Annotated in this window: 17 protein-coding genes; 9 read left to right on the top strand and 8 right to left on the bottom strand. The window is 34.8% G+C overall.

Annotated elements, in window-relative coordinates; translation table 11 throughout:
- Positions 1–22 precede the first annotated feature (22 nt).
- The 5 genes from BUC11_RS02920 to ychF form a co-directional block, all read right to left on the bottom strand.
- Complete coding sequence (locus BUC11_RS02920; protein WP_073351729.1) at positions 23–2,734, bottom strand: DNA gyrase/topoisomerase IV subunit A; 2,712 nt, start codon at positions 2,732–2,734, stop codon at positions 23–25.
- Positions 2,735–2,798: 64 nt separating this feature from the next.
- On the bottom strand, positions 2,799–3,836 hold the full coding sequence (locus tag BUC11_RS02915) for a PDDEXK nuclease domain-containing protein (protein WP_073351727.1): 1,038 nt from the start codon (positions 3,834–3,836) through the stop codon (positions 2,799–2,801).
- Between the two features lie 151 nt (positions 3,837–3,987).
- Positions 3,988–5,850, bottom strand: a complete 1,863-nt coding sequence (locus tag BUC11_RS02910) for a DNA topoisomerase IV subunit B (RefSeq protein ID WP_073351724.1) — start codon at positions 5,848–5,850, stop codon at positions 3,988–3,990.
- A 137-nt stretch (positions 5,851–5,987) separates the two neighbouring features.
- Positions 5,988–6,509 carry an NADPH-dependent FMN reductase gene (locus BUC11_RS02905; protein ID WP_073351721.1) on the bottom strand — a complete coding sequence of 174 codons (522 nt, stop codon included), beginning with the start codon at positions 6,507–6,509 and terminating at the stop codon, positions 5,988–5,990.
- 351 nt (positions 6,510–6,860) lie between these two features.
- On the bottom strand, positions 6,861–7,955 hold the full coding sequence (gene ychF / locus BUC11_RS02900; protein ID WP_073351719.1) for a redox-regulated ATPase YchF: 1,095 nt from the start codon (positions 7,953–7,955) through the stop codon (positions 6,861–6,863).
- Positions 7,956–8,257: 302 nt separating this feature from the next.
- Here ychF and BUC11_RS02895 point away from each other — a divergent pair, with 302 nt between their 5' ends.
- The 3 genes from BUC11_RS02895 to BUC11_RS17125 all read left to right on the top strand — a co-directional run bounded on the left by BUC11_RS02895 (position 8,258) and on the right by BUC11_RS17125 (position 11,817).
- Positions 8,258–10,963 (top strand): TonB-dependent receptor, encoded by a 2,706-nt coding sequence (locus BUC11_RS02895; protein ID WP_073351809.1) that lies wholly within the window; start codon positions 8,258–8,260, stop codon positions 10,961–10,963.
- Between the two features lie 99 nt (positions 10,964–11,062).
- Complete coding sequence (locus BUC11_RS17130) at positions 11,063–11,332, top strand: methyltransferase (RefSeq protein ID WP_245793710.1); 270 nt, start codon at positions 11,063–11,065, stop codon at positions 11,330–11,332.
- The gene (locus tag BUC11_RS17125) at positions 11,329–11,817 is read left to right on the top strand and encodes a hypothetical protein (RefSeq protein WP_245793708.1); all 489 of its coding nucleotides are present in this window, start codon (positions 11,329–11,331) and stop codon (positions 11,815–11,817) included. Before BUC11_RS17130 ends, BUC11_RS17125 begins: the two co-directional genes overlap by 4 nt.
- Before the next feature lie 42 nt (positions 11,818–11,859).
- Here the strand turns inward: BUC11_RS17125 and BUC11_RS02885 are convergent, their stop codons facing one another.
- The gene (locus tag BUC11_RS02885; RefSeq protein WP_073351717.1) at positions 11,860–12,210 is read right to left on the bottom strand and encodes a 4Fe-4S dicluster domain-containing protein; all 351 of its coding nucleotides are present in this window, start codon (positions 12,208–12,210) and stop codon (positions 11,860–11,862) included.
- A 134-nt stretch (positions 12,211–12,344) separates the two neighbouring features.
- Here BUC11_RS02885 and BUC11_RS02880 point away from each other — a divergent pair, with 134 nt between their 5' ends.
- The 5 genes from BUC11_RS02880 to BUC11_RS02860 all read left to right on the top strand — a co-directional run bounded on the left by BUC11_RS02880 (position 12,345) and on the right by BUC11_RS02860 (position 16,634).
- Positions 12,345–13,403, top strand: a complete 1,059-nt coding sequence (locus tag BUC11_RS02880; RefSeq protein ID WP_073351715.1) for an acyl-CoA reductase — start codon at positions 12,345–12,347, stop codon at positions 13,401–13,403.
- 93 nt (positions 13,404–13,496) lie between these two features.
- A complete protein-coding gene (gene serC / locus BUC11_RS02875; protein ID WP_073351713.1) occupies positions 13,497–14,567 on the top strand; it encodes a 3-phosphoserine/phosphohydroxythreonine transaminase in 1,071 nt (356 codons plus the stop codon).
- Between the two features lie 122 nt (positions 14,568–14,689).
- Entirely contained in the window at positions 14,690–15,640 is a 951-nt protein-coding gene (locus BUC11_RS02870; RefSeq protein WP_073351709.1) for a D-2-hydroxyacid dehydrogenase, read from the top strand.
- Positions 15,641–15,756: 116 nt separating this feature from the next.
- Positions 15,757–16,191, top strand: a complete 435-nt coding sequence (locus BUC11_RS02865; RefSeq protein WP_073351708.1) for a DUF6146 family protein — start codon at positions 15,757–15,759, stop codon at positions 16,189–16,191.
- Positions 16,192–16,331: 140 nt separating this feature from the next.
- Positions 16,332–16,634, top strand: a complete 303-nt coding sequence (locus BUC11_RS02860) for a DUF6787 family protein (protein WP_073351706.1) — start codon at positions 16,332–16,334, stop codon at positions 16,632–16,634.
- A gap of 17 nt (positions 16,635–16,651) precedes the next feature.
- Here BUC11_RS02860 and BUC11_RS02855 read toward each other — a convergent pair whose 3' ends face one another.
- The gene (locus tag BUC11_RS02855; RefSeq protein ID WP_073351704.1) at positions 16,652–16,951 is read right to left on the bottom strand and encodes a hypothetical protein; all 300 of its coding nucleotides are present in this window, start codon (positions 16,949–16,951) and stop codon (positions 16,652–16,654) included.
- Positions 16,952–16,998: 47 nt separating this feature from the next.
- Positions 16,999–17,547, bottom strand: a complete 549-nt coding sequence (msrA, locus tag BUC11_RS02850) for a peptide-methionine (S)-S-oxide reductase MsrA (protein ID WP_084129490.1) — start codon at positions 17,545–17,547, stop codon at positions 16,999–17,001.
- A gap of 245 nt (positions 17,548–17,792) precedes the next feature.
- Here msrA and BUC11_RS02845 point away from each other — a divergent pair, with 245 nt between their 5' ends.
- On the top strand, positions 17,793–18,455 hold the full coding sequence (locus BUC11_RS02845) for an ABC transporter ATP-binding protein (protein WP_073351700.1): 663 nt from the start codon (positions 17,793–17,795) through the stop codon (positions 18,453–18,455).
- Positions 18,456–18,467 lie beyond the last annotated feature (12 nt).

Here is an 18,467-nt window from a genome sequence, read left to right as displayed (position 1 = left end):
GCGCTCCATGAGCGCTTTTCTTTTATTCTAAACTTAAAGTTATTTGACCATCATCGTCTAATTGAACATCGGAATCATCGGCACTAGTATTTCCTAAAACTTCCAACTCTTCCGGAATTACGGCGACTGGAATGTCATAAGGCAACGACTCTAGAAGATTTACTTGCTTCAATTTATCTGCTGTTAATTGATTCCCCAACGCCTTAAATCCTTTTATGGCAATGTAGGATTCTATGTCTACGGTCATGTTTTCTTTTTGCACTCCTTTTACTTTCGTAAAAATCAATTCGGCAACTGGACGATAATCAGTCGAAACGATTTCAAGATGGGAACTAGGATGTTCTGTAATAAAACTTTCTTCTTTGTTCTCAGTTTCTACCAAAAAGCGTTTGATGTAATAGCGCTCTTTTTCTCCATCGTAATAAATGGCTGAAATTGGTTTTTTAGGAATCCATTTTTCAAGAACAATCATATCTTCATCAAAATGAGTAGATAACTCGGGCGTAATTACTTTTATTTTTCCGTTTTGCGAAACAATTAAAATTTTATCACTTGGTCTAAATTCGCCAAGCAACTCTCCCCTTCCATCTACATTTAGTCGTTGAACGGTATCATCAAACCAAACTTTTCTAGGTAATAAAGTCGAAATCCCTTTCTCTTTCAATTCGATTTTTTTGATAGGATATTTGGTTACCAAATTCCCTTTGGAAGCCCTTCCTTTAATGGCTAAACTGGCGAAATCAATATCAAATTTCAGTTTTTTGACTGTTCCTATTTGGCGTAGTAAAATAGTAATTACTTCTGCCTCCCCGTTTGGATTACAAGAAAAATAAAGCACTTGTGAGCCAGTGGTTTCATTCGTTAAATCATACGCTTTGTCACGCGTCACTCCCGAAACATTAAAACGCTTTATGTAAGAAGGACCAGATTTTCCGTCACGATATATCATGTTGTAAATCGTTCTCTTGTCGCTTTTGTCAAAAATAGCAATGTGAATAATATCCTTGCCCACAAAGGTTTTAGCATCCACTTTAGTAATCATCATTTTTCCATCACGAAGAAAAACAATTACATCATCAATATCAGAACAATCCGTCACGTATTGATCTTTTTTCAAACTCGTACCTACAAAGCCTTCTTCCTTATTAACGTATAATTTAGTATTACGCAACACTACTTTTGTAGCTTCAATATCATCAAAAATACGGAGCTCTGTTTGGCGCTCGCGTCCTTTTCCGTACTTCTCTTTCAACTTGGTAAAATAAGCAATTGCAAAATCAATCAGATGCTCTAAATTGTGCTTTACTTGTTCGATATCACCTTCCAGCGATTCAATTTTATCCTGCGCTTTATTGCTGTCAAATTTAGAAATACGCATAATTCGGATATCCAATAAACGCAGAATATCATCTTCGGTAACAGCACGTTTTAAGTGTTTTGTGTGTGCTTTTAAACCATCATCAACCGCTTTTATTACCGTTTCCCTAGTCGTCATTTCTTCAATGTCACGATAGATTTTATTTTCGATAAAAATACGTTCCAAAGAAAGAAAATGCCATTGTTCCTCCAATTCACCCAATTGAATTTCGAGTTCACTTTTCAGTAATTGAACGGTTCTGTGGGTTGAAATTTTCAACATTTCAGAAACGCCAATAAACAATGGTTTGTTATCTTCAATCACACAACCCAATGGCGCTACCGAAGTTTCACAAGCTGTAAATGCAAACAAGGCATCAATGGTTTTATCAGGCGAAACACCTGGAAAAAGATGAATCAATATCTCTACCTCAGCAGCGGTATTATCCTCTATTTTCTTGATTTTGATTTTGCCTTTATCATTGGCTTTCAAAATGCTGTCAATTAAAGTCGTCGTATTCGTAGAAAACGGAATTTGGGTAATTACCAAAGTATTCTTGTCGAGTTGCGCAATTTTAGCGCGTACCCGTACCCGACCGCCACGCAAACCGTCATTATAATTAGACACGTCAGCAATCCCTTGTGTCATAAAATCGGGATAAATCGTAAACGGTTTTCCCTTTAATATTTTTATCGATGAATCTATTAATTCGTTAAAATTATGAGGTAATACTTTTGTGGAAAGACCCACAGCAATTCCTTCGGCACCGGAAGCTAGTAATAAAGGAAACTTTACCGGAAGATTATTCGGCTCCGCTCGACGTCCATCATAAGAAACCCCCCAATCTGTAATTTTTGGACTATAAATAACCTCCAAAGCAAATTTAGACAAACGCGCTTCAATGTAACGAGAAGCCGCAGCACCATCACCTGTTAGGATATTCCCCCAGTTTCCTTGACAGTCTATCAATAATTCTTTCTGCCCAATTTGCACCATCGCATCACCAATACTCTGATCTCCGTGAGGATGGTATTGCATGGTGTGCCCAACAACATTGGCCACCTTATTATAACGGCCGTCATCCAACTCTTTTAGCGAGTGCATGATTCGGCGTTGTACCGGTTTAAATCCATCCTCAATTGCAGGAACGGCACGCTCCAGAATTACATAAGATGCATAATCTAGAAACCAGTCTTTGTACATTCCCGTAACTTTGGTAATGGTATCGTTTCCGTCTTCTTGATTATCGTAAAAATGCTGTCCTCCAGAAGACACGATATCGTCAAAACCTTCGTCATTTGATTCGTTTGAATCATTGCTTTCGTTTTCCGATTCGTCTTCATTTGGGATGATGTTATCTTCTTCTTCGTCTTTCATGTAAAAGTTTAAGGTTTAAAAGTTTAATTGTTTTAGGTTGTTTAACCAACCAACTTATAAGCTTTTATATCTGTTCAATTAGTTTCAATAAATCTTCTGTACTCGGCAATACCGTTTTGTATTTACTGGCAAATATTTGTTCGTTATTTTCAGGTAAAGTGTATTCCACCACCAAATCGCTTTTGTTTTGGCAAAGAACGATTCCAATCGTATTATTTTCGTCTTCTAAACGCATTTCACGGTCGTAATAATTAACGTACATTTGCATTTGTCCTAAATCTTGATGTTTTAACTCTCCAATTTTCAAATCAATTAAAACAAAACATTTTAATATTCGGTTGTAAAAAACCAAGTCAATTCTAAAATGTTTATCATCAAAAGTGATTCTCTTTTGTCTCGCCACAAAAGTAAAACCATGACCTAATTCTAACAGAAAATGTTCGAGCTTATTGATGATTTCTTCTTCTAATTCTGATTCAGAATATTGATGCAATTCTGGCAGACCAAGGAATTCAAGAATATACGGATCTTTGATTATATCTTTAGGTTTCTCAATAATCTGACCTTTTTCAGAAAGTTTTAAAATCCCTTCTTTATTTCTGCTTAGAGCCAATCTGGTATATAAAGCAGAATCGTATTGGCGTTTTAATTCGCGTAAGCTCCAATTGTATTTTCCAGACTCAATTTGGTAGAAATTTCGTTCATTTGCGTCGTCAATGCGTATTAGAAAAATATAGTGAGACCAGCTCAATTTAAAAATAGGAGACGCTGTCTCGGATTTATTATTGATTAAGTCTAATTTCCGAGACAGTGTCTCGGAAATTGCATACGATAAATAAAACCTCCTCATATTTTCCAAATTATCAACAGAAAACCCCTTTCCAAACTCATTATTAAGCTGCTTTGAAAGACCTTTTAATAATTGCTTGCCATATTCAGCCCTATCTTTTCCGTTTTGTTCTTCTTTTACAATCATGCGCCCAATCTCATAATAAGTATAAACCATGGTTTGGTTTATTGTTCTTACTACTTGCTGTTTTGATTGTTGAAGCAAATCAACAACTTGAGTGAATAATGTATTATTTTGAAGATTTTCTGACATCAATTTTATTACTCATTGTTTTTTTTGAATAAGCCAAGTCTTTATTATTTCAAACTTTTAATAATAAAAAATGTTAATACAAACCCAAGTACAAAAGCTATTACAGCATAAATCAGATTTTTTTTGCTAATCATATTACATTTATTACTAATTAATTCTTTTCGATTACATCTAATTCCACTTTCAAATTCTTGATGATAAATTCCTGTCTGTCTGGCGTATTTTTACCCATATAGAAAGACAATAACTGCTCAATTGAGGTGTTCTTGTCCATCATAATAGGATCTAAACGAATAGTCTCTCCAATGAAATTTTTAAACTCGTCTGGAGAAATTTCCCCCAATCCCTTAAATCTTGTGATTTCCGGTTTTGGTTTTAATTTTTCGATGGCTACTTTTCGCTCTTCATCAGAATAGCAGTAAATGGTTTCTTTCTTGTTTCGAACTCTAAATAGTGGCGTTTGCAAAATATACAAATGTCCTTCTTTTATCAATTCTGGAAAAAATTGTAGAAAGAACGTAATCAATAACAACCGAATGTGCATGCCATCGACATCGGCATCCGTAGCAATTACAATGTTATTGTACCGCAATTTTTCTAATCCATCTTCAATATCCAGCGCGGCTTGCAATAAATTGAATTCTTCGTTTTCATACACAATTTTCTTGCTCATTCCATACGAATTCAACGGTTTACCACGCAAACTAAAAACTGCTTGAGTGTTAACATCACGTGATTTGGTTATGGATCCGGAAGCTGAATCTCCCTCTGTGATAAAGAGGGTACTTTCCAAATTTTTAGGATGTTTCGTGTCCGGAAGATGGGCGCGACAATCTCTTAATTTCTTGTTGTGTAAATTCGCTTTTTTGGCGCGATCTGTGGCTAATTTTCGAATACCGGACAGTTCCTTACGCTCTCTTTCGGCTTGAAGAATTTTCCGCAATAGCGCGTCTGCGGTTGTAGGATTCTTGTGTAGATAATTATCTAACTTTGTTTTCACAAAATCATTTACAAAAGTACGTACCGAAGGCATTCCTGGCTCAGAACCCATATCAGTTGATCCTAATTTGGTTTTAGTTTGTGACTCAAAAACCGGCTCCATTACTTTGATACTAACTGCTGTGACAATAGATTTTCGAACATCTGAAGCTTCAAAACTTTTATTGTAAAACTCCCTAATGGTTTTTACAATTGCTTCGCGATAGGCTGCGAGATGCGTTCCGCCTTGCGTTGTATTTTGTCCGTTTACAAAGGAATGGTATTCTTCGCTGTACTGCGATTTACTATGTGTTAAGGCAATTTCTATATCTTCCCCTTTCAAGTGAATGATGGGATATTCCAAATCATCCGCATGAATGGTTTCTTCCAACAGGTCTTTCAGACCATTTTCAGAAAAATATTTCTCTCCATTGAATAAAATAGTCAAACCATTGTTTAGGTAACAATAGTTTTTGAGCATTTTGATGATATACTCGAAACGGAATTTGTAGTTTTTGAAAATTGCTTCGTCCGGAATAAAAGTAACTTTAGTTCCTTTGCGTTTCGTAGTTTCAATAATAGCTTCTTCGAGCACTAAGTTTCCTGCTGAAAATTCTGCTGCTTTTTGTTTCTCATCCCGAACGGATTCTACACGGAAATAATTAGACAAAGCATTTACTGCTTTTGTACCAACTCCATTCAAACCAACGGATTTTTTAAATGCCAAAGAATCGTATTTTCCTCCAGTATTCATCTTGGAAACTACATCAATCACCTTTCCCAATGGAATCCCACGACCATAATCCCTAACAGTAACGGTTTTGTCCTTGATGGTTACCTCAATAGTTTTTCCAGCTCCCATGACAAATTCATCGATACAGTTGTCGAGAACTTCTTTTAAAAGAATATAAATACCATCATCCGGTGAGGAACCGTCTCCCAATTTCCCGATGTACATCCCGGGACGCATGCGAATATGTTCTTTCCAGTCGAGTGACCGAATATTATCTTCGGTATATTGATTTTGATCGGACATTGTAGATTTTGTGGATTTGGCGCTAATGTAGTGTAATTCGATAAAAATTAAAATAGGAAAGCATCAAAGTTATCAAGAATGATATTGACATTTTCTATTTCAAGATTTAAAAATTTAAAGATTAAAAGATTAAAAGATTAAAAATTCTTAACAAGTTCTTTCAACTGGTTATCCAATTCAGAGTTGGAAATCTTACCGTTTACAATATCAAAATTAGCATCGAAACTAGGTAAAGAAAATGTTTCTTTTATATTTCCACCATAAAAAGGAAAAGCATTTTTAGCTATTCCCAAAACACTTGCTGCTCCTTTTGCTCCTGGAGATGTTGCCATCAAAAGCATGGGTTTTTCCTGAAAAACTTTTGCATTTATTCTAGTACACCAATCGAAAACATTTTTGAATGCCACGGAATAGTTTCCATTATTTTCTGCCATGGAAACCACCAAAATATCAGCAGTAGCAATTTTATCTAAAAACGCTTGCGCCAATGCGTGGTGTCCTATTTCTTTTTCAATATCAACAGTGTATATCGGCATTTGGAAGTCATTTAAATCCAAAACCTCAACTTCTCCATTTTCAAATAAATGAGCTGCGTAGGTCGCTAATTTCTTATTGATGGAATTCTTACTAGGGCTTGCGCCAAAGGCAATTATTTTCATGATCGTTCGTTTTTGTTAAAAGTAGTGAAAATAAAACAGTAATAAAATAATTCGCCACTGATTCACAGATTACAAAACAAATAAGAAAACGAATCTTCATTTTTTCCTCTACAGCACTTTTACCCCAGATTGAAACGGAAAGCATTTTTCAAATCCATCTTATTTTTTCTTGACATAAAAGAGCGACCAACGGAAGCTCCTTTTATGACTTAGAAAAAAGAGATGGATGGGAAAATCTTGAAGAGAAAAGCTGGATTAGGTACAAAAAAATGTTAGATATAAAAAAACCTGCAAAATTTCTTCTGCAGGTTTGATGTTTTCGTAATGAGATTGCTTCGTTCCTAGCAATAACTAGACGTTAAAACGGAAATGCATTACATCACCATCTTTAACTACATATTCTTTTCCTTCTACTTTGAATTTTCCGGCTTCTTTACATTTGGCTTCAGAGCCGTAGTGAACGAAATCTTCATAAGCAATTACTTCAGCGCGGATGAACCCTTTTTCAAAATCCGTGTGGATTACTCCAGCTGCTTGTGGTGCGGTTGCCCCAATATTAATAGTCCAAGCACGAACTTCTTTGACACCTGCGGTAAAATAAGTTTGTTGTTTCAATAATTTATACGCTGCACGAATCAAAACTGATGCGCCTGGCTCAGATAATCCCATATCTTCAAGAAAAACTTGACGCTCTTCATAGCTTTCTAATTCGGTAATATCAGCCTCAGCTCCTACAGAAAGAATGATCACTTCGGCATCTTCATCTTTTACTAATTCCCGAATCTGATCTACGTAGGCGTTTCCGTTTACCGCTGAATTCTCATCTACATTACAAACGTACAAAACTGGTTTTGCAGTAATCAATTGAAAAGATTCCATTAAAACTTCTTCATCGTTGTTTTGCGGAGTTACTGTTCTAGCTGATTTTGCTTGCAGTAACGTTTCTCTAATTCGGTCTAAAAGTGCTTTTTCGGTTTGCGCTTCTTTGTTCCCTGTTTTGGCGGCACGATTTACTTTTTCCAAACGTTTTTCAACATTCTCTAAATCTTTCAATTGCAGCTCAATATCGATAGTTTCTTTGTCACGAATGGGATTTACATTTCCATCAACGTGAACAATATTATCATTGTCAAAACAACGCAATACGTGAATAATCGCATTACATTCTCTAATATTACCAAGAAACTGGTTTCCTAAACCTTCGCCTTTACTGGCTCCTTTAACTAAACCTGCAATATCAACAATATCTACTGTTGCCATTTGTACGCGTTCCGGTTTAACCAATTCTTCCAATTTTTCCATTCTGGAATCAGGAACATTTACTACACCTATATTAGGTTCGATTGTACAAAAAGGAAAGTTGGCACTTTGCGCTTTTGCATTTGACAAACAATTAAACAATGTTGATTTTCCAACATTTGGTAATCCTACAATTCCTGCTTTCATCGGTAGATACTATTTTGTTTTTTAATGGAATATTGCATCGTCCCTTTTCTATTTTAAGGATAGAATTCAGTACGAATACCTGCTGCTTTTAAAACTGATACGATATTAAAATTAAGATAAAGTATGGGCTCTAAAAGTTTGCAAATATACCATTTTAAAAATGTTTTAAATAATTAAAAATTGGACATTAAAAAAGGCTGAAATGTTTTTTACAAAAATTTAAAAAATATGTTACAATTATGTTAAAAAAAATTATATTGCGACTGATTTTAAACCAAACCAAAAACCTAATACAACTTATTATGAAAAAATTTGCATTATTATTAATCCTGCTAAACGTCTCGTTTGTTTTTGCGCAACAACAGGTCTCGGGAGTAGTAAAAGACAACACAGGCAATGCATTGCCAGGAGTCAACATTGTAGAAAAAGGAACGCAAAACGGAGTTTCTACTGACATGGATGGAGCTTACAAGATCAAAGTAAAAGAAGGAGCTACTTTAGTTTTTAGCTATGTAGGCTTTTCTAAATTAGAAAAAGTAGTCACAGATGCAACCTTGAACGTGGTTTTATCAGAAGAAGGAGGACAAAACTTAGATGAAGTTGTCGTTACTGGAACCAGAACGGCGCCAAGAAGTAATACGACATCAGCACTACCAATAGATGTTTTATCTTCAAAAGACTTGACATCAACTGGACAAGCTTCATTTGATAAAGCATTACAGTACAAAATCCCATCTTTCAACACGGTTCAAACACCTGTAAATGATGCAACTTCATTATTGGATCCGTATGAAATTAGAAATATGGGACCAAGTAGAACGTTAATTTTGATTAATGGAAAGAGAAAAAACATGAGTTCACTTGTGTATACACAGACTTCTCCAGGACGTGGAGAAACAGGTTCGGATATCTCAGCAATTCCTACAGAGGCTATTGAAAGAGTTGAAATTCTTCGTGATGGAGCATCTGCTCAATATGGATCTGATGCCATTGCTGGTGTAATGAACATCATCTTAAAAAAGAACGCTTCTCTAGGATCTGTAACATTGAGAACAGGGATAACTAGTGAAGGCGATGGAGAAATGTATGGTGTAAGTTTAAACAATGGTTCTACTATTGGTGAAAAAGGATTTATCAATTATACTGTTGACTTTTCAAAAGTAGCATTAGCGAATAGACCTGGAAGAGTAAATGCAGATGGCGAAATCGCTGATTTTGGTGCTAATCCTGCAGATGTGAATGCTTTCTTAGCTTTAAAACCTGATGCTGGAAACGTAAACGGATCTCCAGAAACGGCAGCAGCTAAATTTTTAGTAAATGGTGGGGTTGATTACAATGAAAACAATCAAATGTATTACAATGCAGCATACGTTTACAAGAAAGTAAATTCATTTGCTAATTACAGAACTCCATACTGGAGATCAGTAGCTGACATGCCATATTTAGCAACATTATTTGGCGACGGTACTGCTGCATCATACCAAGGTTATGTGCCAACATTCGAAGGTGATCTTAATGATTACAATGCGACAATCGGCTACAAATCAACAAAAAATGGTTGGAACACAGATGTAAGTTTAACTACTGGAGGAAATACGCAAATATACACCGTTTCAAATTCTCAAAACAGATCATTTAATGATGCTAATGGTAATGATAGTAAAGATCCAGGAGAGGACTTTTTATATGGTATATCTACTCCAATTACTTTTAAACCAGGTGGAACTTCATTCAATCATTATGTAGGGAATATCGATATTTCCAAAAATTTAAGTGATCAATTAAGCTTAGGTTTTGGATCTGAATTTAGAACTGAAAATTTTGAAATTTTCGCAGGAGATCTAGCTTCATATATTGGAAACAGAAGTGGAGCCGATTCCTTTCAAGGTAATACTCCAGAAAATTCTGGTAAATTCAACAGATACAACCTAGGTCTTTATTTAGACGTTGCATTAGACATAACAGAAGATTTCTTACTTAATGGTACTGTTAGATATGAAGACTACAGTGATTTCGGTAGTGCAACTGTATGGAAAGCAAGTACAAGATATAAATTTTCTGAAGATAAAATCACAATAAGAGCTTCTTTATCAACAGGTTTTAGAGCTCCATCTTTACACCAAATTTATACTCAAAAATCACAATCCTCATTTGTTCCAGGACAAGGTATTGTTGTGCAAGGTTTAATAAATAATGTATCATCAGCTGCTAGAGCAAGTGGTGTTCCAAAATTAGACTCAGAAAAGTCTACTAATTTTACCGCTGGAATAGGTTTGAAACCAAATAAGAATTTTAATCTTACAATAGATTATTACGATATTAAGGTTGAAGATAGAATTGTTTTAGGAAACCCTATTACATTTTCTCCTACTAACACATCAGCATTTTTTGTGAACGGTATTGATTCTAGAACATCAGGTATTGATCTTGTTGCAGGATACAAAAATCTAATTGTAGGGTCTGGAAAAATGGGCTTTAATATATCTGGTAACTATACTTTACAAAACGAAATTGATGGACCTGTAAAAAATCCAGCAAGTGTAGTAGCAGTTAACCAATCAGTAATTGATCAAACACAAGAAGCACTATTGTTTACTTCAAGACCACAATTTAAAATTATTGGTGGTGCAGAATATGAACTTGGAAAATTTGGATTCACTTTGAACAATACTGTATTTGGACCTACAAAATTTAAGAATGCTGGTATGTCAAATGATTTAAAAGTAGAATTTTTAACAAAAATGGTTACTGATTTAGGTGTTAATTACGCTGCTAGTGACAAACTAACAATAGCCTTAAATGTAAACAACCTATTAAATGTATTACCTGAATGGAAATTTAAAGCTGAAAACGCAGCTGGTACAGCTATTTTAAACGATCCAGCTCAAACTAGAACTCAATATAATTTAGTTACTTTCAATGGTCGTTATTCTCAAATGACGTATGATGGATATCACTTTAGCCAATTGGGAACAATGTTTAATTTATCTTTAAACTATAAATTCTAAATTTTATCCTAAAATAATTAAGAAAAGGGCTGTCACAATTAGACAGCCCTTTTTCATTTGGTACATTTTTTCAAAACTTTACGTAAAACAACAAGCAGCATGGCAAATCTTTACAACGGAAAAATGGCAGCAATCTATGATGCCATGTACCAAAATTTTATAGATAACGATGAGGAGTTTAACTTCTACAACAATTTAATTCAGGATTATCATGGTAAAACTGTTTTAGAAATTGGTAGTGGATCAGGCAATCTTTCGAAACGATTTTTAGCCCATAACACCACTTACATTGGTCTAGATTATAGCGAAAGCATGATAGCAATTGCGCAAGAGCGAAACAAAAAAGGGATTTTCTTGCAGGTGACATGAGGGATTTTAAATTAGAGCAACCAGTAGATTCTATTTTAATTACAGGACGCTCAACTAGTTATTTAATCACAAATGAAGACCTAAATAACACCTTTCAATCCATATATAAAAACCTAAACGAAGAAGGAACTCTAATTTTTGATTTTATAGATGCCAATAGGTTTATTCCATTTACCAAGGATAATGAAGCTATACTGCATGAAGCTCCATTTGAAGATTTGATTTACTTTCGATCCAGCAACTGGAGAACAACTTCGTCAGAAAATTTTTTACTGGAATGGAGTGCGCAATACTATACTTTTCAAAATAATAAAAAGGAAATAATTGCAGATGATTTTTCAACCGTTCGCGTTTTTACTTTAAATGAAATACAATTGTTTCTGTATCTAAATGGGTTTGAAATCGTAAAAACAATCGATCGAAAAACCTATGCCTATGACACGTTTGTAATTGTCGCAAGAAAAAAACAAAACAAAAAATCCTGAGCAAAAACTCAGGATTTCTTTTTTATTTCTATCAGAATAGTGTTATTCGTTATGTAAGAAAGCTTGTCTGTTCAATAAAGTCTCTTCGCTTTCCAGGTGATTATCATCTGGGATACAACAGTCTACAGGACATACTGCTGCACATTGAGGCTCATCGTGAAAACCTTTACATTCGGTACATTTTCCAGGTACAATGTAGTATACTTCATCAGAAATTGGAGTTTGAGCTTCATCAGAGTCAATTTCAGTACCATCAGGTAAAATTACCTTCCCTTTAAGTTTAGTTCCATCCTTATATCTCCAATCGTCTGCTCCTTCATATATTGCTGTATTTGGGCACTCGGGTTCACAAGCACCACAATTGATACATTCGTCTGTTATAATAATTGCCATTGTTCTTTGTTTAAAAGGATCCGTTTTTAGGAATGTAGTTTGTTTTTAAAACTTCCGTTTTTTTAACAATGCCTAAATACTTTATCCTTATTTTTGTGCAAAATTACAATCTAAACTATTCATAAGCAAACATAATGACATTAGAAACAAAAAAAAGTGTTTTTGTTGAATTAGGAAAATTTCTAGGTCAGTTTTCTAAGGACAACACGGTCAAAAAGCCAGCTGTTTTGCATAACGATACATTTTTTGATGCTTTTATCGCATTGATAAATCTGTCTCAGTCACACAATGGCTGGTATACTGCGGACAACGTCTATTTCTCCATACAATCCTGGGCAGAAGCCCTAACGGACGAAAATTTGACAAAATGGCTTTCCGAATATGATTTACAAAATAGAACATCCAAAAACATCGCTTTAATTTTGGCTGGAAATATTCCACTAGTGGGTTTTCACGATTTCCTTTCGGTTTTGATTACAGGAAATACTGTTTTGGTAAAAACATCCTCAAATGATCAGCATTTGTTACCTTTTTTAGCGAAATACATTATTGCAGTTCAGCCAGCATTAGCTCAGAATATTACTTTTGTAGAGGGGAAATTAGAGAATTTTGATGCCGTTATTGCTACAGGAAGCAACAATACAGCCCGATATTTTGAATATTATTTTAAAGACAAACCTTCCATTATTCGAAAAAGCAGAAATTCAGTAGCAGTTTTAACAGGAAATGAAACCAAAGAACAACTTACCGCTTTAGGGGAAGATATTTTTCGCTATTTTGGATTGGGTTGCCGCAATGTTTCTAAACTATTTGTGCCTAAAGAATATTCCTTTGTTCCGTTTTTTGAAGCGATATTTGCTTACCAAGACGTCATTCATTATGAAAAATACGCTAACAATTACGATTACAACAAAGCCGTTTTTCTGATGAGTAATTTTAAATTATTGGATAACGGATTTCTTACCTTGAAAGAAGATCAAAGTCATGCCTCGCCTATTTCGAGTGTTTTTTACGAGTTTTACGAGGATATAAATGATTTAAAAACAAGATTAAAGTCTGAAAATGAGCTGTTGCAATGTATCGTTGCTGATGAAACTATAGAAAACAGCGTGGCATTTGGACAAACTCAAAATCCCCGATTATGGAATTACGCAGATAACATCGATACAATTTCATTTTTGTTAACAATTTAGTGGAAAAAAGTGCAATTATTCCGAATTAATTAACGCTTTTTAAACTCCTATTGTCGAAATTTGCACTTTAATTTTTTGGACATAAACTACACCATGAAAAAACACAACTACAGCGCAGGACCTTGTATTTTACCGCAAGAAGTTTTTGAAAAATCAGCACAAGCAATTTTAAATTTTAATGATTCCGGGTTATCGCTTTTAGAAATTTCGCACAGAAGTAAAGATTTTGTTGCCGTTATGGATGAAGCTAGAGCACTTGCTCTTGAACTTTTAGGTCTAGAAGGAAAAGGCTACAGCGCCTTATTTCTTGCTGGAGGAGCGAGTTTAGAATTCTTAATGGTTCCATACAACTTAATGAAAGAGGGCGGAAAAGCAGCTTATCTGGATACGGGAACGTGGGCTGCAGGAGCGATAAAAGAAGCAAAACTTTTTGGAGAAACTGTTACCGTGGCTTCTTCGAAAGAACAAAACTACAATCATATTCCAAAAGGATATACTGTACCAGCGGATGCTGATTATTTCCACTGCACGAGTAATAACACTATTTTTGGGACACAAATGAAGGAATTTCCGTCAGTTGATATACCAGTAGTGTGCGACATGAGTTCGGATATATTTTCTAGAGAATTAGACTTTTCTAAATTTGATTTGATTTATGCCGGAGCACAAAAAAATATGGGTCCAGCGGGAACTACACTTATTGTTGTAAAAGATGAAATTTTAGGTAAAAATGGTAGAATAATCCCAAGCATGTTGGATTACGCCAAACATATCAAAGCAGAAAGTATGTACAATACGCCACCTGTTTTCCCTGTTTACGCCTCTTTATTGACCTTACAATGGTTGAAAAACCTTGGTGGAATTGCTGCTATTGAAAAAATTAACAATGCTAAAGCGGCATTACTTTATGGAGAAATAGACAGAAACCCTTTATTTAAAGGTGCTGCAGCTGTTGAAGACCGTTCGAACATGAATGCTACTTTCTTATTAAATGATGAAGCACATGCTGCCACATTTGATGCAATGTGGAAAGCAGCGGGAATTTCAGGTTTGCCTGGACACCGTTCCGTAGGTGGTTACAGAGCTTCTATGTACAATGCGCTTCCGTTAGAAAGTGTTCAAGTATTAGTTGATGTAATGCAGGCTTTGGAAAAAGCAATTTAAAAATTAAAATATTGAATGATTTAAAGATTTGAAAAATCAATTTTTAATCAATCATCACATTAAACAACCCAGATTGAATCTTTAAATCGTTAAATTTTACAATCTTAAAATATAAAACACAAATGAAAGTATTAGCCAATGACGGAATTTCAAAAAGTGGAATTCTAGCTTTAGAAAAAGGTGGATTTGAAGTGATAACGACAAAAGTAGCGCAAGAGCAAGTGGCTAATTTTGTTAATGAAAATAATGTAAGTGTAGTTTTGGTGCGTAGTGCGACTAAAGTTCGTAAAGACATTATTGACGCTTGTCCTGGATTGAAAATTATAGGACGTGGTGGTGTAGGAATGGACAATATTGATGTGGATTATGCTAAAAGCAAAGGAATTCACGTAATCAATACTCCGGCTTCTTCCTCAGAATCAGTGGCAGAATTAGTTTTTGCACACTTATTTTCTGGTGTTCGTTTCTTGCACGATTCGAACAGAAATATGCCGCTTGAAGGCGACACCAACTTTGATGGTTTGAAGAAAGCCTACGCAAACGGAATCGAATTAAGAGGAAAGACGCTAGGAATAGTTGGAATTGGCCGCATTGGTCAGGCTACCGCTAAAATGGCGTTAGGATTAGGAATGAAAGTGATTGCTGCCGATAGTTTTATCCCTCAAGTGGATGTTAAAGTGGAATTTTTTGACGGACAATCCATCACGACTACCATCGTTTCACAATCATTGGAATCGGTTTTCAAAGAAGCTGATTTCATTACATTACACGTTCCTGCTCAAGATGGTTACATCATTAGCGAAAAAGAACTTGCCATTATGAAAGATGGTGTAGGGATCGTAAACTGTGCTCGTGGCGGTGTTATTGACGAAGTGGCTTTAGTAAAAGCATTAGACAGCGGAAAAGTATTATTTGCAGGATTAGACGTTTTTGAAAATGAACCAACTCCTGAAATGGCTATTTTGATGAACCATAAAATTTCGTTGACTCCACACATTGGAGCTGCAACAGGAGAAGCACAAGACAGAATCGGTACTGAATTAGCTTCACAAATTATTAGTTTGTTAAGCTAGTCCTAGATTATTTAAATATTCGAGAGAGGTTGTCCCTAAAAGGCAACCTCTCTTTTTTGTTAAAACGTTATTAATAAATCATTTAATATTGTAATTTTAGTATTCAATTTTTGATTATGAGAAATAGTGTTTATTTATTAGCAATTATTTCGGTGTTTATTATTAGTTGTAACACATCGAAGTCAAGTTTTCCTACCACTGAAAAAACGGTTGCGGCTCAAGGTGACACGGTCCGTATTGCAAATGACGAACTTGAATATGAAGTAATTATAATTGATCCAGGATTTAATATGTGGCTCAATTCAAGAGCTTTTCAAAGAGGTTATCATTCTCAAGCCTTTCTCGCGGCTAAAAATCAACTTTATGTTATGGAATGGAATAGCCGTGTTTTGCAACCGCAACGGTATGATCCTAATTTATATGAAATGACCATCAATTATGATCCAACGATTAATTACGGATACGAAGTGAATTACTTGATTTATAATTATATGATTTATTTTCAAAATACGTACAATCAAATACTTTTTGGTTTTGTACCCATCAGATAAGATTGAAATTTTTTGTTTTTGAAATTTACACTTTCATTTTCTGGTTAAATGCCACTTCAAAACTTCTATCGTCCATTTTTTAATGTGCTAGTACCTATTCACAAACAGTATCACTACCTTTGTACTGATTATAAATTAAAATGAACAAACTAAAAAAACGTTGGGGCATTGAAACTAATTTCCAACTTACTATTATATTTATTGTTTTTGCTATAACTGGATCTGCCTCAGCATGGCTCTCAAAACCTTTTTGCTTTTGGCTTGGAATTACAAAAGAAGATTTAGGCTATTGGTTTACGCCTATTCGGTTACTTTTAATTTTCCCCATTTACCAAATACTTTTAGTCCTGATTGGCTTTTTGTTTGGACAGTTCAAATTCTTTTGGGCTTTCGAAAAAAAAATGCTCAAACGCTTGGGACTAGGATTTCTTTTTAACGACTAACAAAAAATGCCTCGAATTTACGAGGCATCTTTGTTTTTAATTACATAATTATAAATCCAGGTTAAGGTAAAGGTTGGAATAAAATCCGAAAATGGTAAAATCTCTTCCAGAAAAGTTACTACTCCTCCTACCCGCCCTATCGTTCCTTTATACATCCAGGTCATCAAAAAACCGGCTAATGGAGCCCAAATCACATCTGAAAACTCACCGATTAGAGGAACAGTAAACGAGAGCATTCCAATGCCATCAAATACAATTCCCAAAATTAGATTTCTGGTTTTATTATTTACTGCACTAACGGACACTTGTTCTGTCATAGTATTTAGATTATTATTTTCCAGAATACGTACAAATCTAATGCCAATTAATTTTTGAGCTTATCTTGGTATATTTTTTTTAATTTATCAATTTTAGGCGTAATCACATAACTGCAATACCCTTGTGTTTTATTCAAATTATAATAATTTTGATGGTAATCCTCAGCGACATAAAAAACCGTTGCTTCCGAAATTTTAGTAACAATTGGTTTTCCAAACGTATTTTCAGTTGTCATCAAAGCGATATAATCCTCGGATAATTGTTTCTGGGCTGCATTGTGGTAAAATATCTCACTTCTGTATTGTGTTCCAACGTCATTTCCTTGACGGTTTAAGGTTGTAGGATCGTGTGTAGCAAAGAATATTTCTAATAGTTCCCCAAATCCTATTTTGGATGGGTCAAATGTAATTTCAATCGCTTCAGCATGTCCTGTTTCTCCATCGCAAACTTCACTATACTTAGGGTTTACGGTATGCCCGCCAATATAGCCTGAAACTACCTTACTCACCCCATCTAATTCTAAAAAAACTGCTTCTGTACACCAGAAACATCCTCCTGCGAAAGTAGCTACTTCTTTTCCGTTTTGTATTTCCATATTTTTTGTCTCTATACTTTTTGGCACCATTATATTCTTTTCTTTTGCACAAAATGAAAAAGGCAGCAGTGCCAAAAAAACTCCAATTACTTTTTTCATAATATGTCAATTTAACTCAAATTTATTTAAAAAATAGCAAGAAATTGAGCCTATTAACTAAAGTTTATACTTTGTCAAGGCAAAATAATAGGCGTTGCATTTAATAATCATTAAAATCTTTGTTTCTTTGTGAAAATAGTTTCAAAATGATACAAGCCAAAAATCTACATAAATATTACGATCAACTACATGTTTTAAAAGGAGTAGATTTACACATTAAACAGGGAGAAATAGTCTCTATCGTTGGCGCTTCAGGTGCTGGAAAAACAACGCTTTTGCAAATTCTTGGTACTTTGGACCAACCAACCGTTGAAAATGGAATTGAATTGCGCATCAACAATGAAGACATCCTGACGATGAATGACAAAACTTTATCGAAATTTAGAAATTTGAATTTAGGTTTTATATTCCAATTTCACCAGTTACTACCGGAATTCACAGCGCTAGAAAATGTTTGTATTCCTGCATTTATTGCCAATAAATCCAAACAGGAAACAGAAACCGAAGCCAAAAAATTATTGACTTATCTGGGACTTTCGCATCGAATCAACCACAAGCCCAATGAGCTTTCTGGAGGAGAACAACAGCGCGTAGCCGTTGCTAGAGCATTAATCAACAAACCAGCGATCATTTTTGCTGATGAGCCTTCAGGAAATCTAGACACGGCTTCTGCAGAAAATTTACATCAATTGTTTTTTAAATTACGAGATGAACTAGGACAAACTTTTGTCATTGTTACCCACAATGAAGAGTTAGCCAATATGGCCGATAGAAAATTAGTGATGGTAGATGGACAAATTAGTAATTAGACCTATTCTTTT

It is taken from the genome of Flavobacterium xanthum (genome assembly GCF_900142695.1).
GTDB lineage: Bacteria > Bacteroidota > Bacteroidia > Flavobacteriales > Flavobacteriaceae > Flavobacterium > Flavobacterium xanthum.
This window is presented reverse-complemented; position numbering and strand designations above follow the sequence as displayed.